Annotated in this window: 10 protein-coding genes; 7 read left to right on the forward strand and 3 right to left on the reverse strand. The window is 61.8% G+C overall.

Annotated elements, in window-relative coordinates; genetic code table 11:
* Window positions 1-146: 146 nt before the first annotated feature.
* Together EA472_RS03805 and EA472_RS03810 are read left to right on the forward strand one after the other, a co-directional pair.
* Window positions 147-1,601, forward strand: a complete 1,455-nt coding sequence (locus tag EA472_RS03805; RefSeq protein ID WP_124190181.1) for an aldehyde dehydrogenase family protein — start codon at window positions 147-149, stop codon at window positions 1,599-1,601.
* Window positions 1,602-1,746: 145 nt separating this feature from the next.
* On the forward strand, window positions 1,747-3,012 hold the full coding sequence (locus EA472_RS03810; RefSeq protein ID WP_124190182.1) for a M20/M25/M40 family metallo-hydrolase: 1,266 nt from the start codon (window positions 1,747-1,749) through the stop codon (window positions 3,010-3,012).
* Between the two features lies 1 nt (window position 3,013).
* Here EA472_RS03810 and EA472_RS03815 read toward each other — a convergent pair whose 3' ends face one another.
* Both EA472_RS03815 and EA472_RS03820 read right to left on the reverse strand, forming a co-directional pair.
* Window positions 3,014-3,739: an ABC transporter ATP-binding protein gene (locus tag EA472_RS03815; RefSeq protein WP_124190183.1), complete on the reverse strand. Its 726-nt coding sequence runs from the start codon at window positions 3,737-3,739 to the stop codon at window positions 3,014-3,016.
* Window positions 3,736-4,440 (reverse strand): ABC transporter ATP-binding protein, encoded by a 705-nt coding sequence (locus EA472_RS03820; RefSeq protein ID WP_124190184.1) that lies wholly within the window; start codon window positions 4,438-4,440, stop codon window positions 3,736-3,738. Before EA472_RS03820 ends, EA472_RS03815 begins: the two co-directional genes overlap by 4 nt.
* A 263-nt stretch (window positions 4,441-4,703) precedes the next feature.
* Here EA472_RS03820 and EA472_RS03825 point away from each other — a divergent pair, with 263 nt between their 5' ends.
* The 4 genes from EA472_RS03825 to EA472_RS03840 all read left to right on the forward strand — a co-directional run bounded on the left by EA472_RS03825 (window position 4,704) and on the right by EA472_RS03840 (window position 10,934).
* Window positions 4,704-5,825 (forward strand): ABC transporter substrate-binding protein, encoded by a 1,122-nt coding sequence (locus EA472_RS03825; protein ID WP_165874816.1) that lies wholly within the window; start codon window positions 4,704-4,706, stop codon window positions 5,823-5,825.
* Between the two features lie 9 nt (window positions 5,826-5,834).
* Window positions 5,835-6,710: a branched-chain amino acid ABC transporter permease gene (locus EA472_RS03830; protein WP_124190186.1), complete on the forward strand. Its 876-nt coding sequence runs from the start codon at window positions 5,835-5,837 to the stop codon at window positions 6,708-6,710.
* Complete coding sequence (locus EA472_RS03835; protein ID WP_124190187.1) at window positions 6,703-7,689, forward strand: branched-chain amino acid ABC transporter permease; 987 nt, start codon at window positions 6,703-6,705, stop codon at window positions 7,687-7,689. Before EA472_RS03830 ends, EA472_RS03835 begins: the two co-directional genes overlap by 8 nt.
* A gap of 173 nt (window positions 7,690-7,862) precedes the next feature.
* Window positions 7,863-10,934: an FAD-binding and (Fe-S)-binding domain-containing protein gene (locus EA472_RS03840; protein ID WP_124190188.1), complete on the forward strand. Its 3,072-nt coding sequence runs from the start codon at window positions 7,863-7,865 to the stop codon at window positions 10,932-10,934.
* 34 nt (window positions 10,935-10,968) lie between these two features.
* On the opposite strand, the gene lhgO is transcribed toward EA472_RS03840, so the two are convergent.
* On the reverse strand, window positions 10,969-12,171 hold the full coding sequence (gene lhgO, locus EA472_RS03845; RefSeq protein WP_124190189.1) for an L-2-hydroxyglutarate oxidase: 1,203 nt from the start codon (window positions 12,169-12,171) through the stop codon (window positions 10,969-10,971).
* Window positions 12,172-13,701: 1,530 nt separating this feature from the next.
* Here lhgO and EA472_RS03850 point away from each other — a divergent pair.
* Window positions 13,702-14,535 carry an IclR family transcriptional regulator gene (locus EA472_RS03850; protein WP_124190190.1) on the forward strand — a complete coding sequence of 278 codons (834 nt, stop codon included), beginning with the start codon at window positions 13,702-13,704 and terminating at the stop codon, window positions 14,533-14,535.
* The last annotated feature ends 1 nt before the right edge of the window (window position 14,536 follow it).

Below are 14,536 nucleotides of genomic sequence, written 5' to 3' on the forward strand. Positions count from 1 at the left end.
CCGAATTCTGCATTTACACCCGTACCACCGTAATATTGGCATTCGTATATTACAAATCTGTTCCGAAGTTACGCGGATCGGCTACTCCCTCGTACACTCGTGAGAAAGATTTATCACGGTATCAGACCGACCACAGCCAGAACACGATGGGTAGAGAAGTACGTCTGTTCATCGACGGTGAGTGGATCGAATCCGAATCGGATGCGCGGATCGAGAGTCGAAATCCCGCCAGCCCCGACGAAGTCGTCGCTCGCGTCTCGAGAGCCACGAGCGCCGAAGCCGAACGGGCCGTCGAAACGGCCGCGTCCGCGAGCGAATCGTGGGCCGATCGGACGCCCCACGAGCGGGGCGACGTACTCCGCGAAGCGGCCGCGATCGTCGACGATCGAACGGAGGAGATCGCCGAGTTGATCGTCCGCGAGATGGGAAAGACGATCTCGGCCGCGCGCGGAGAAGTTCAGCGGGGCATCGATCTCTTCGACTACTACTCGCAGATCGCCCGTGATTACGACGGGGTCAAGCGTCCGAGCGCGGATTCGAACACGCTGGCGTACACGGAGCGCGAACCGCTTGGCGTCGCCGCCGCGATCACGCCGTGGAACTTTCCGTTCGCGATCCCCGCCTGGAAGATCGCTCCCGCGCTGGTGAGCGGCAACGCGGTCGCGTTCAAACCCGCGTCCTCGACGCCGGCGACCGGAGCAGCGATCACCCGCGCTCTCGCGGATGCCGGTCTCCCCGACGGCGTACTCAATTTCGTGCCCGGATCGGGAAGCGACGTGGGATCGGTTCTGACCGAACATCCCGCCGTCGACGCGATATCGTTTACGGGAAGCACCGGGGTCGGCAGCTCGGTCCAGCGGACGGCGAGCGGGGAGGGCAAACGCGTCCAGTGTGAGATGGGCGGAAAGAATCCGATCGTCGTCGATCCCTCCGCCGACCTCGAACTCGCGGTCGAACTGACCGTGGGGGGCGCGTTCGGCCTCGCGGGACAAGCGTGCACCGCGACCAGTCGGGCGATCGTCTTCGAGGAGATATACCACGAATACCTCGAGGCCCTCGTCGACGCCGTCGAAGCGCTTCGGGTCGGCGATCCGCTCGATCCCGCGACCGACACGGGTCCGAAAGCGTCGGCGGACAACCTCGAGGAGGACCTCGCGTACGTGCAAGCAGGTCGCGATCAGGGTGCGACCGTCGTCACCGGCGGTCGCCGGATCGAAGACCCAGAACTCGCCAGCGGACACTACGTCGAACCGACGGTGCTGGCCGACGTCACGTCCGAGATGACCGTCGCCCAGGAGGAAATCTTCGGACCCGTCCTCTCGGTGCTCTCGGTCGCAGACTACGAAGAAGCGATAGCCGTCGCGAACGACGTCGAGTACGGACTGTCCGCGTCGATCTGTACCAACAGGCTCGATCACGCGAAGTCGTTCGCCTCCGACGTCGACGTCGGGGTCGTCAAAGTGAACCAGACGTCGACGGGCGTCGAGCTACAGCTGCCCTTCGGCGGGAAAAAGCAGTCCAGTTCCGAGACGTTCAAAGAGCAGGGCCGCCAGGCTATCGATTTCTACACCCACGAGAAGGCGGTGTACGTGACCCACTGAGAAGCCTGTTCGAGGGAATCGCACTCGACGTCCGTTCGGCGAACGGAGTCAGTTCCACGCGTCGAGTGCAGATCTCGGACTGACGTCACCCTCGATCCGTCCCCAAGGTATATGTAGCGCGGTTCGAAAGCTCAACGTGATTCACATGGATACCTTCGAGGACCGCTACGGAGACGATCTTCGACAGTTCGTCGATACCTTTCTGGCGTTCGAGTCGACTCGCGGGAACGAACTCGCGGCACAGCAGTGGTTTCGCGAACAGCTTTCGGAGCGGGGATTCGAAACGTACGAGTGGACGGCCGATCCGGACGAGCTGGCGAGCATACCGACGTTCCCCGACGCCGAGGACATTCCGACCGCGGATCGACCGAGCGTCGCCGGCGTCCTCGAGTTCGGCGATCCGTCGAACGGGAGAACGCTGATTTTGAACGGACACGTCGACGTCGTTCCGGTCGACGAGACGTCGTGGGAAACGGATCCGTTCGAACCGACGTGGGACGGCGATCGACTCGTCGCTCGGGGCGCAGCCGACATGAAGAGCAACCTCGCGGCGTGTCTCTTCGTCGCAGAGTACCTCCGCGAAACGCTCTCGGACGTCGACGGACGGATCGTCGTCGAGAGCGTTACCGGCGAAGAAGAGGGCGGAATCGGTGCGCCCGCGGCGATGTTGTCGAATCCGTATCCGTTCGAACGCGACGCCGCGATCGTCGCCGAGCCGACGGAACTCAACGTCGTGACCGCGATCGAGGGCGTGCTCATGAAGGAGCTGCGTCTGCAAGGGCGGTCGGCGCACGCCGCGACCCGCTGGCGTGGACAGTCGGTCCTCCCGCTGTTCGAGGAGATCAGGGGCGCGTTCCGTCGGCTCGAGGCGGAGCGCCACAAGAACGTTCACCACCCGCTGTACGAGGGGGTGCCCATCGCCTGGCCGGTCAACTTCGGCACGGTAGAGGCCGGGTCGTGGACGTCGAACGTTCCGGCGGAACTGACGTCGGAGGTTCGAATCGGCGTCGCACCTGGCGAAACGATCGACGAGGTAGAACGACAGTTCGAGGAGCGCCTCGCCGACGTCGTTTCCGAGAACGAGTGGCTTCGGGATCACCCGCCGAAGTTCGAACGCCGGGCGATCCAGTTCGAGCCGTCCGAAATCGACCCCGACGAGGAAGTCGTCCGGGCGGTCCAGGGTGCGATGATCGACAACGGACTGTCCAATACCGAACCACGGGGACAGACGTACAGTTCCGACTCGCGGTTCTACGTCGAGGCGGGAATACCGTCGGTCATCTTCGGTGCGGGGACGATCGATCAGGCGCACTTCCCCAACGAGTCGGTCCGATGGTCCGACGTTCTCACCGGCGGACAGGTGATCGCTGACGCGGCCCGCGCGTTCCTCTCGAATAGCGTCGAGTCGTGAGTTAGTCGCCGCCCGTCGATCCGCCGAGGTACAGTTCCCCCAGGTCGTCCTGTTCGACGAACTGCGAACTCTCCCGATCGGCGACGACGGAGCCGTTTCGGAGCGCGTACGTCCGATCCGTGTGCTCGAGCACGATGGGAACGTTTTGTTCGATGATGAGAAACGCCGTCTCCCGTTCGCGCTGAATGTCGGCAATTCGCTCGAAGATCTCCGAGATGTACTTGGGCATGAGCCCCGCGCTCGGCTCGTCGAAGAGGACGAGATCGGGATTCGTCACCATCGCTCTGGCGATCGCGACCATCTTCTGTTCGCCGCCGCTCATGGTTCGGACCTTCTGGTCGGCCCGTTCTTCGAGTCGCGGAAAGAGGTCGAAAAGCTCCTGAATGCGTCCCTCGTACGTCTCCGAGTCGAGCGTGTACGCACCCATCCGGAGATTTTCCCTGACGGTCATCTTCGGAAACACGTTCTCGCGCTGGGGCACGTACCCGATGCCGAGTTTCACCCGTTCGCTGGGTTTCGCGTCGTCGATGGCCTCTCCGCCGTACCGCACCGTCCCCGACCACGGCTCGAGATACCCCATGATCGTCTTGAACACCGTGGACTTGCCCGCACCGTTCGGTCCGATGACGCCGACCGCTTCGTTGCGATCGACCGCGAGCGTCACGTCGTGCAAAACAGACACGTCGTTGTAGCCCGTGGTGACGTCCTCGAGTTCGAGCAAACTCATTGGAGACCACCCAGATAGGAACGCTGAACGTCCTCGTCTTCACGTACGGCCTCCGGATCGCCTTTCAGCAGCTTCTTTCCGTCGACGAGGACGACGATTTCGTCGCAGATCTTGCTCAGCTCGTCCATTTCGTGATCGATGATCAGGACGGTCTTTCCTTCCTCCTCGACGAGCGTGACGAGGAGTTGCCGGATGTCGGCGACGAGACCCGGATTCACGCCGGCAAACGGCTCGTCGAGCAACAGGAGGTCGGGATCGAGCATCAGCGTCCGTGCGATCCCCAACAGCACCTGCTGACCGCCCGAAAGGTCCTGTGCGAAACTGTTTCGCTCGTCGTGCATTTCGATCAATCCGAGCAACTCGTTCGCCCGGGCGTCCTTGTCGTCGTCGGTCTGGACGACGAGCAGGTTTTCGTAGACGGTCATCTCGTCGAACACCCGGGCCTGCTGAAACGTACGTCCGAGTCCCCGTCGTGCGATCGTGTACGGCTTCTCGTCAGTGATCTCCTCACCGTCGAACACCACGGTGCCGCCGTCCGATTCGAGCGTTCCACTGATGAGGTTGAACGTCGTGGACTTTCCCGAGCCGTTCGGCCCGATCAGTCCGGTGATCGATTCCTCCTCGACGCTCATCGAGAGGCCGTCGACGGCGGTAACGCCACCGAAGGACCGTTTGAGTCCCTCTACTTCTAGAATTCCCATACACGTGGCGTTTATCTCTCGAGACCATAAAACTGTTCCTCGTTCGAACGGCACACGCCGTCGAACGGAGACGACCGGCCGTTCGGTCGCTCAGCCATCGTTACGCGACAGACGCCGATAGATTATCTCCGTTCGACTTCGATTTCGTCCGGTACGTATATAATGGATTAGTCAGAAGCCAGTACTGGACAATGGTGAACGATTCCAGAGTGGACTATACGAGCCGACGCACAGTGTTAACTGCCGCCGCCGGAACCGCAGCGGTGGGACTCGCAGGGTGTACGGGATCGGACGACGACGCCGACTTGACGGTCGGCCTGTCGATTCCGTTATCCGGAGACTTCTCGGGAAACGGGGCGCAGTATCAGGCCGCGTTCGAAACCTGGGAGGACAAAATCGAAGAACAGGGCGGCATCGACGGCCACGACGTCGAGCTCAGGTACGACGATAACGATAGCCAGGAAGACCAGGCCTCGCGCATCGCGAACCAGTACGTCGACGACGAAGTCGACTTCGTGGTCAGCGCGTACTCGTCGCCGCTCGCTCGTGCGATGGCAGGTCCGCTCGAGCAGGCCGGCATCCCATTCGTCACCACGGGGTCGAACAACGACGAAATTCACGCGGAGTCGGACACCATGTACATGTTCGAACCGCCGGTCGACCGCCGCGCGGAAGGCAACGTTCTCGAGAACGAAGGGGTCACGGAAGTCGCGGCGCTCGTCGTCGACCTCGGCTGGGCGCGGATAATGCACGATCGGTTCGTCGAGGATATCGCGCCCCAACACGGGATCGACGTCGTCTACGAAGACGTGCACGCGACCGACATCGACGACTTCTCGTCGTTCATCCTCCAGGCAGAAGAGAGCGACGCCGACGCGATCATCACCACCAACTACCCGGAGGACGTCGTCAACGTCCTTCGCTCGATGACGTCGCAGGGGTACGAACCGGAGTTCGTCAGCAGCCACACGGCAAACCTGCCGAGCGTCGGAGAGCAACTCGGCGACACCGTGGAGGGGCTGTGCGTTCCGACGTGTTACGCCGAAACGTTCGATACCCACGAAAACGACGACTTCCCGGATCGATTCCGGGAGGTCCGAAGCAGCGACGAGATCGAACTCGACGTCAACGCGGCGAACGGATACGGCGTGTTGCAGACGTTCGAACAGGCGGTCGAAAACGCCGGTCCGGATCCGGAATCCATCAACGAGTCCCTGCGAAACGACGAGTTCGACACGGTGATCGGAACGACCACGTTCGACGACCGGGGCGTACAGGAAGGGTTCTGGAGCCTCGAGCAGTGGCACAGCGATTCCAGCCTCGAACTCGTCTGGCCCGACGACGAAGCGACGGGCGATTTCATCCATCCCAAACCGTGGAACTGAGCCGAATCTATGAGTGATATCTTCATCACGCTACTCATAAACGGCGTGCTCCTGGCCAGTATCTACCTCCTGATCAGCCTGGGGCTTACGCTGGTCTTCGGAGTGATGAACGTGATCAACTTCGCCCACGGGGGGTTCATCATGGCTGGCGGGTACGTAACCTACTGGCTCGCGGGCAGTTTCGGCGTCGATCCGATTCTGAGCCTCGTCGTCGTTATCCCGGTCGTCTTCGCGGGTTGTTATGCCATCCAGCTCTCGCTGCTCGAGAAGGTGATCGGCCAGGACGACCTCTACACGCTGTTGCTGACGTTCGGAATCCTGCTGGTTCTCGAGTCGGTGTTTCGCCTGCAGTTCGGAACGCAGTCGCAAACGATGGAATACCTCTCCGCACCGGTCACGTTCGGTGAGGTGAGCATTTCCATGACCAGGATCGCGACCGGCGCGATCGGGTTGATCGCGGCCGGCGCGCTGTTTGCCTTCCTGAACTGGTCCCGACAGGGGCAAGCGATTCGAGCGACGAGCCAGGCGCCGAATCTCGCGGAAGCGAGCGGAATCGACTCGCGACGAATTCGCGCACTGACGTTCGGCCTGGGCGGCGTACTCGCCGGAATCGGCGGAACGGCGTACTTCCTGACCTACAGCATCAGCCCCGTCGGCGGTCGGCACCTGCTGTTGATCGCGTTCGTCGTCGTCGTGCTCGGCGGAATGAACAGCCTCCGCGGAACGGTCGCCGCCGCGTTCATCGTCGGTATCTACCAGACGTTCGTTCAGTTTCAGTTCGGCAGCACGGAGGCGCTGTTCACGATGTTCATCGGCATCGCCGTCCTGTTGCTGATCAGGCCCCACGGACTGTTCGGGGAACCGGAGGGGAGATTGCATGGGTAAAGCCGGCGTCGGTACCGCGTCCGAACTGATCGGTCGATTCGCGGCCGAAATCGACGACCGTCGGATGTTCTACGGGCTGCTCGCGTCCGCGACGGTACTCGCCGCGATCGTCCAGCCCTTTGCGTCCGGGTTGGTCGTTACGACGCTGTACTTCATCTTCATGTACGTCGCGCTGGCCCAGGCGTGGAACTACATCAGCGGCTACACCGGGTACGGAACGTTCGGCCCGCACGCGTTCATCGGACTCGGGGCGTACGCCCTCGGGGCACAGGTCGTCTACCTGGACGTCTCGTGGCCGGTCGCTCTCGTCGGCGTTGCGATCGTCGCCGTCGTCGTCGGTGCCGTGCTAGGTGTGATACTGCTTCGAATCTCCGGCATCTACTTCGCGATCGCGACGCTGCTCGTCGCCGAGGGAATGCGACTCGGTTTCCTCGCGGAGACGACGTACATGCAGGGTTCGATCGGGCTGACGATCGTCAGACTGTCCTCGATCGAGGTGTACGCGCTCTTCGGCGTGCTCGCACTCGCGAGCACCATCATCGCCTACGAGACGGCGACCTCGGAGTTCGGACTTCGGCTGATGGCGATCCGCGAGGACGAGCAGGCGCTTCGCACGCTCGGCGTGAACCCGCTACGGTACAAGCTTCCCGCGTTCGTAATCCACGCGGTGATCACCTCGCTCGCGGGCGCAGTGTACGCGCTCTCGCTCGGGTTCCTCTTTCCCGACACGTTCTTCTCGATCGACCTGACGATCACCATCCTCCTCATCGTCATCCTCGGCGGCATCAGCACCGTCTGGGGACCGGTGATCGGCGCGCTCTTGCTGATTCCGCTGCAAGAGGGGCTTCGACTCGAGTTCCCGGATCTGCACGTCCTCATCTTCGGCGTCGCACTCGTCGCGCTCGTCATCTACCTCCCCGGCGGAGTGATGAGCAAGGTCAAAAGCGCCGTCGAGAAGCGCCACTCGAGGGGGATGTGAGAAGCAGTTCGTCCCCTCATCCCTTTCGCGCGATCGTTCTCCGGTTCGGCCCCGGGGTCGTTTCTCACCGACGATCATCGATGGGGGATCGAAATGCGTGGCGTGTCGGTTCCGGGACTTTTATACTCGGCGGCTCTGTTTGGTAGGGCGACAACCCGAGGGAGAGCCAATCAATGCAGCAGTACAGCACGAACGACGTCGAAGAGAGCAACGGCACTGACTGGACCGAACCGATTACCGAACTCGAGCGTCGCGTCGACTGCGAAGTGCGCGCAGACTCGTACTCACGCCATCTGTACGCGACCGACGCGAGCGCGTACGAGGTGTTACCGATCGCGGTGGCGCTTCCGGAGTCGACGGCCGACGTGAGCGAGATCCTCGAGTACGCGTCCGAACGCGGCATGCCAGTTCTCCCCCGCGGTGGCGGGACCAGTCTGGCCGGTCAGACGGTCAACCGAGCCGTCGTGCTGGATTTCACCCGGCACATGAACGACGTCCTCGAGGTCGACCCGGACGGTCGGACGGCGACGGTCCAGCCGGGGACGATCCTCGGGACGCTCAACGAGACGCTCTCGCCCCACGATCTCAAGTTCGCACCCGATCCGGCCTGGGGGGACAAGAGCGCCATCGGCGGCGCGATCGGCAACAATTCGACCGGCTCGCACTCGCTGGCGTACGGCAAGACCGACGCCTACGTCGAGTCCGCGGAGGTTGTCCTCGCCGACGGCACCGTCACCGAGTTCGGCGAGGTGACGCTCGCGGAGATCGACGAGCGCGCGGATCCCGACGGCGACCTCGAGAATCGGATCTACGCCGAAGTTCGCCGCATCCTCGAGGAAGAGAGCGATCGGATCGAGGAGGCCTATCCCGACCTCGAGCGAAACGTCTCCGGTTACAATCTCGACCGATTGGTCGCGGAAGCCCGCGGCGACCCCCTTCCCGGCGGCGAGGACACCGGCGAGGCGGGGACGGTCAACCTCGCCCGACTGCTGGCCGGCAGCGAGGGCACGCTCGCGATCGTCACCGAAGCGACGCTGTCGCTCGAACCGGTGCCGGAGACCAAAGCGGTATCCCTGCTGTGTTACCGGAGTCTCCACGACGCGATGTGCGACGTCCAGCCCATCCTCGAGTACGAGCCGGCGGCCGTGGAGGTGCTCGACGGCGTCCTACTCGAACGGGCACGTGACTCGGCGGAGTTCGGTCCCGTCGCGGAGCGTCTCCCCGACGGGACGAACGCCGTTCTCTTCGTGGAGTTCTACGCCGACGACGGCGACCACGGCGACGTACAGGTGTCGGCGTTGCTCGCGGATCGCTGTCCGGGGGTGCTAACCCAACGCGAATCCCCGGCAGCCGACTCGAGTATCGGATCGGTCCACGGTTCGACAGCTCGACCGACGGAACGTGCGATCGACGCACTCTGGGCGAACACGGAAGACGAACGGAACGCGTTCTGGAAACTCAGAAAGTCCGGATTGCCGATCCTGCTCTCGCGGACGACCGACGAGAAACACGTCTCGTTCATCGAGGACACCGCCGTTCCGCCCGCGAAACTGCCGGAGTTCGTCGAGCGCTTCGAGGCGATCCTCGAGTCTTACGACACCTACGCCAGCTTCTACGCCCACGCCGGCCCCGGCGTCCTCCACGTCCGGCCGCTCGTCAACACGAAGACCGACGTCGGCCTCGAGCAGTTACACGGCATCGCTGACGAGGTGACCGACCTGGTAATCGACCTCGGCGGCTCGGTGTCGGGCGAACACGGCGACGGCCGCGCGCGAACCCAGTGGAACCGCAAACTATACGGCGAGGAGCTCTGGGAGACGTTCAAAGGACTCAAGACGGCGTTCGATCCCGACTGGATCCTCAACCCTGGCCAGGTCGTCTTCCGCGAGGACGACCCGACCGACCTGCGAGAGCACCTGCGGTTCGACCCCGACTACGAGTTCGACGCCGGCTTCGAACCCGAACTCGAGTGGGCCAACGACAACGGCTTCCAGGGGATGGTCGAACTCTGTCACGGCTGTGGCGGCTGTCGCGGCGAGCAGTCGACGACCGGCGGCGTGATGTGTCCGACCTACCGCGCGAGCCGCGAGGAGATCACTGCGACTCGAGGGCGGGCGAACGCACTTCGACAGGCGATGAGCGGCGATCTGGAGCAGGGCGAGGCCGTTTCCGACGAGTTCGTCGAGGAAGTGCTCGACCTCTGTATCGGTTGCAAGGGTTGTGCCGTCGACTGCCCGAGCGAGGTCGACATGGCCAAACTCAAAGCCGAAATCACCCACGAATATCACGAGCAAAACGGAGCCAGCCTCCGCGACCACCTGTTTGCCAACGTTGCGACGCTCTCGCGGTGGGGGTCGCGGCTCGCGCCGCTGTCGAACGTACTCCCGAAACTTCCCGGCGCGCGCCGCGCGCTCGAGGCCACGATCGGCGTCGACGCCGACCGCCCGCTCCCGACGTTTCACCGGGTGACGTTTCGCGACTGGTTCGAGGCACGTGGCGGTGCCCGGATCGACGAAGACGACGCGGTTCGGAAGGCGATCGTCTACCCGGACACGTACACCAACTACAACTCGCCAGCGGTCGGGAAAGCGACGGTACGGGTGCTCGAAGCCGCCAACGTCCACGTCGCCGTCCCGGACGGCCTCGGCGACACCGGACGGCCGGCGTTCTCCAAGGGATTTCTCGACCGGGCCCGCGATACCGCCGAGGAGAACCTGGCGACCCTCGCGCCTCGCGTCGAGGTGGGCTGGGACGTCGTCGTCGCCGAGCCCTCGGACGCGGTGATGCTCCAGTCCGATTATCGCGATCTGATTCCGGGCGACGCGACCGACCGACTCGCAGAAGTCACGTACGGACCGTGCGAGTACGTCGACGCCGCCGGTCTCGAGGCGGCGCTCGAGTTCGACGAAGAGCCGTCTCCCGAGCCGATCGCGTACCACGGTCACTGTCACCAGAAGGCGACGCTGACGGATCACCACGCCGTCAGCGTGTTGCGACGCGCGGGGTACGAGGTCGATCCGCTCGATTCGGGGTGTTGTGGCATGGCAGGGAGTTTCGGCTACGAGGCCGAACACGCCTCGATGAGCGACGCCATCGCGTCGATCCTCTACGACCAGGTCGACGACAGCGACGGCGAGCGCGTCGTCGCACCCGGAGCCTCCTGTCGCACCCAACTCGAGAACCGCTCGCGCGGTGCCGACCAGCCGCCGACGCCGATCGAACTCCTCGCCGACGCCCTCGAGTGAGCCAGCATCGACGGGCGTCGACGGCGTTGGCTGGTCACTCGAGCGCCTCGAGCGCCGTCTCGGCGACGTGGTCGCCGAACGGAAGCGAGGACGTGAGGCCGGGAGAGACGGCGTTGAGCACGTGCAGCGACCGCGGGCCGTCGGTGAGCATGGGATCTTTGATCAGGTTCCCGTCGGCGTCGAGCAGTTGCGCCCGAACGCCGGCGTAGCTCCGCGCGAAGTCCTCCTCGCGGACGGACGGAACGAGTCGGCGAGCGGCCTCGACGAATCGCTGCTTTCGGTAGGACTTGTTGAGTTCGTCCCACGCGACGCTCGCCATCTCTCGCGAGGCCATGAGCTTCCAGAATCCGCCGTAAGAGAGGGTTTCGGCCAGATCCCGGAGGTTCACCTCGGTGTTGCGATAGGATTCGCGGCCGAACGCCAGCACGGCGTTGGGTCCGACGATGACCTTCCCGTCGGTCCGGCGGGTGTAGTGAACGCCGAGAAACGGGAGATCCGGATCGGGCGTGGGGTAGATCATCGACTGACAGACGTCCTCCGTGCCGGGAACGAGTTCGTAGTACTCACCGCGGAACGGGACGATCTGGTAGCCGCGTCCGACGCCGACCTCGGCGGCGATCCGATCCGCGTGCAAGCCCGCGGCGTTGATCAGGTACGACGCGGTCACCGTTCCCTTCGACGTCGTGATGGCGTGTTCGCCGTCGAAGTCGATTCCGTCCACCCGGTGGCCGACGTAGAAGTCGACGCCGCTCGCTTTCGCGTCCGCGGCGAGCTGGTAGACGTACTGCTGTGAGTCGACCGACGCCGCCTCCGGACAGTACAGCGCCGCCTGGCCGCGGGCGTGCGGTTCGTACTCCCTGACGGCCGACTCCCCGGTCACGATCTCCGTCTCGACGCCGTTTTCGGTCGCCTGCGCCTGGAGATCGCTGAGTCGACGCTCCTCGCGGTCGGTCGTCGCGACCACGAGGACGCCGGTGTGCTCGAGCGGGAGGTCGTGTTCGTCGAAGTACGCCTTCATCCGGCGCGTCCCCTCCGTGCTGAAGCGCGCTTTCAGCGATCCGGGTGGATAGTTGAATCCAGGATGGAGAACGCCGGAGTTGCGGCCGCTTTGATGGGTTGCCAGGTGGTACTCCTTCTCGAGCAAGCAGATCTCGAGCTCCGACCGTTCCGCGAGGTGCTTGGCGGTCGAACACCCGATACAGCCACCGCCGACGATCGCGACGTCGTAATCAGCCATTATGCGATAGTACGACCCACGGCTGGTAAAGCTATTGTTCGCCGTGTGCCAAGCGTGCGAGAACGCTCGGCTGGAGTAAGAGCCGACGATACTCGATCAGTCGAGCGGTCTCTCCGCGTGAGAGCGACGCGATCAGACGAAACGAGGTGACACGACCGTAGAGTCGGAACAGCAGTCGGGAATTATTGTTCAGTACACTGTTATTATTTCTGAATCATCTAATATAATATGTAATATTTTGGATAGCTACGGTGAGGTTTCCGAATCAGAATGGCATCGACCGAGAACATTCAGACACCAATTTGACCGGCTAAAGCGCCGATATTAGACGTCATCGATACGAAATTTCGTCTCAGACGGAGTTACTCCGATCGAATTCAGTTGCTCAGACATACTATAGTTATATTCACATAATTATACCCTAAATAGGCGTTTAATAGGTAGCTATTGGCGATAATAGAGAATAAAAGTTTAGAATTGGCTAAAAGATCTGATTTTGTCAATTTCGGGAAAGAGAATAGTAATTTAGCAATCAAAAGACTCTAGTCTATTATCTGGAACACATAATTGCCGACCCAAGTGTCGTTTCGAACGAAATGACGAAAATCACGCCGACGGATATCGTGATGGAGTTGACCAGTTGTGAGACGTGCACAGATGACGTGCCAGTCGTTCGTCACAATCTGTCCGATCGGTGGACACGACGTCTTCCCGTCCACGATCCCGTTCGAACGGGAGAAGACGTGATACACGGTTCTATCCCTCTCGGGAGGACAACCGCATCGCAAGCAGTCTCGACCGACGGGAGGAAACGACGATCGGGGATCGCAATCAATTACAGTTGTACAGGTGTAATTAGCGACCGAACGACCGCCGGTCGGACCCGGGCTCGCACAGCAGTCGAATGGCGACTCGAGTCCTCTACTGTCGGTCGACGAGAGTCGTCGGCCACAGCGACGGGTGTAGTGTACGTTGGCCGCGGCCTCGCGGTTCACGTCTCCGCCCCACACTGCCACTGTGTCTCTCTAGTGGAACTCGATATCCGGAGAGATGAGATCTATAGTCCACGATTTGCCCGATCTCATTCCGTATTACGCATTCTGGAGGAGCTCAGCTGTGCACGGTAGAGACATAGACAAATATCACAAAGTAATCGAAAGTATCCGATCTAACTACAGTACATTCCGATAAATAGCAAATCAGTTCCCGAAATATAATTTCTAATTTCATCATACTGGTAAATATACATTCAGACGGAATATCAAGATGATACTACGGGCGGCGTAAGCCCTATAACACCCGATTGCCTACTAGATTCAGTTTCGACCGCGTTGACATCACGGTTGTAGATATGTGCACTTCTCGTGGAATGCGATCAGACGTCAAAACCCGGCCACGTTCGATTCAGTACGCCGATTGAGCGGTGGGTCGTACACAGTCGTCCCTGTCCCATCTCCGTCTGGCGGTGAGAGTGTACTGACCCTGTGCTCGGGAGAAAGAATTACGTCGGTGCGTGTTCACACGTGTACTATGGCTATCGACACTACATCCGATCCCCACGGTCGAACACTCGAGACGGTGAGCACGACGTTCGAGGTGCTCAACGTCCTCATGGAGAACGACGGGGCGAAGGCGACGGAGATAGCCCAAGCGCTCGATCTCTCACGAAGCGCCGTCTACAATCATCTGACGACGCTCAAAGAACACGAGTGGATCGTCAACTGCGACAACGAGTACCGCCTCAGTCTCAAATTTCATCAGTTCGGAATCTTCGTCCGCAACAAGAGCACGCTGTTTTCCACGGCGAAACCGGAGGTTCAAAAACTCGCAGAAGAGACGGGAGAAACGGCCCACCTGGCGACGGAACAGCACGGTTACCAGATCAACCTGTTGAAAGTAACCGATAAACCCGCCGTCGCGGACGAGTACCATACGGAGAAACTTCAGAAGGTGAGCTATCACCACGACACCGCGAGCGGAAAGGCGATTCTCGCGTTTCTGCCGCCCGAGCGGGTCGAAGCGATCATCGACAAGCAGGGAGGGCTCCCGCGAAAGACGTACAACACGATCGTCGACCGCGACGAACTTCTCGAGGATCTCGAGGAGACCAGAGAGCGCGGCTACGCGATCAACGACGAGGAGGAGATCGAACGGCTTCGTGCCGTCGGCGCGCCGATCCGGGACAACGCCGGAAACGTCCTCGGTGCGGTCAGCGTCTCCGGACCGACGTCCCGACTGAAAGGAAAGCGATTCCGCGAGGAACTGCCCGAGACGGTGATGAGCACGGCGAACATCATCGAACTCAATCTCAACATGAAAAATCGAATCACGTCGGCGGACGAGCCGACCCCCGAAAACCCGTAAC

Origin of the sequence: Natrarchaeobius oligotrophus (genome assembly GCF_003841465.1) — an archaeon.
GTDB lineage: Archaea > Halobacteriota > Halobacteria > Halobacteriales > Natrialbaceae > Natrarchaeobius > Natrarchaeobius oligotrophus.

What these genes read in the sequence shown, in the direction of transcription:
- EA472_RS03805 (WP_124190181.1), top strand. Translation starts at nt 147, where the DNA reads ATGGGTAGAGAAGTACGTCTGTTCATCGACGGTGAGTGGATCGAATCC.
- EA472_RS03810 (WP_124190182.1), top strand. Translation starts at nt 1,747, where the DNA reads ATGGATACCTTCGAGGACCGCTACGGAGACGATCTTCGACAGTTCGTC.
- EA472_RS03815 (WP_124190183.1), bottom strand. Translation starts at nt 3,739, where the DNA reads ATGAGTTTGCTCGAACTCGAGGACGTCACCACGGGCTACAACGACGTG.
- EA472_RS03820 (WP_124190184.1), bottom strand. Translation starts at nt 4,440, where the DNA reads ATGGGAATTCTAGAAGTAGAGGGACTCAAACGGTCCTTCGGTGGCGTT.
- EA472_RS03830 (WP_124190186.1), top strand. Translation starts at nt 5,835, where the DNA reads ATGAGTGATATCTTCATCACGCTACTCATAAACGGCGTGCTCCTGGCC.
- EA472_RS03835 (WP_124190187.1), top strand. Translation starts at nt 6,703, where the DNA reads ATGGGTAAAGCCGGCGTCGGTACCGCGTCCGAACTGATCGGTCGATTC.
- EA472_RS03840 (WP_124190188.1), top strand. Translation starts at nt 7,863, where the DNA reads ATGCAGCAGTACAGCACGAACGACGTCGAAGAGAGCAACGGCACTGAC.
- lhgO (WP_124190189.1), bottom strand. Translation starts at nt 12,171, where the DNA reads ATGGCTGATTACGACGTCGCGATCGTCGGCGGTGGCTGTATCGGGTGT.
- EA472_RS03850 (WP_124190190.1), top strand. Translation starts at nt 13,702, where the DNA reads ATGGCTATCGACACTACATCCGATCCCCACGGTCGAACACTCGAGACG.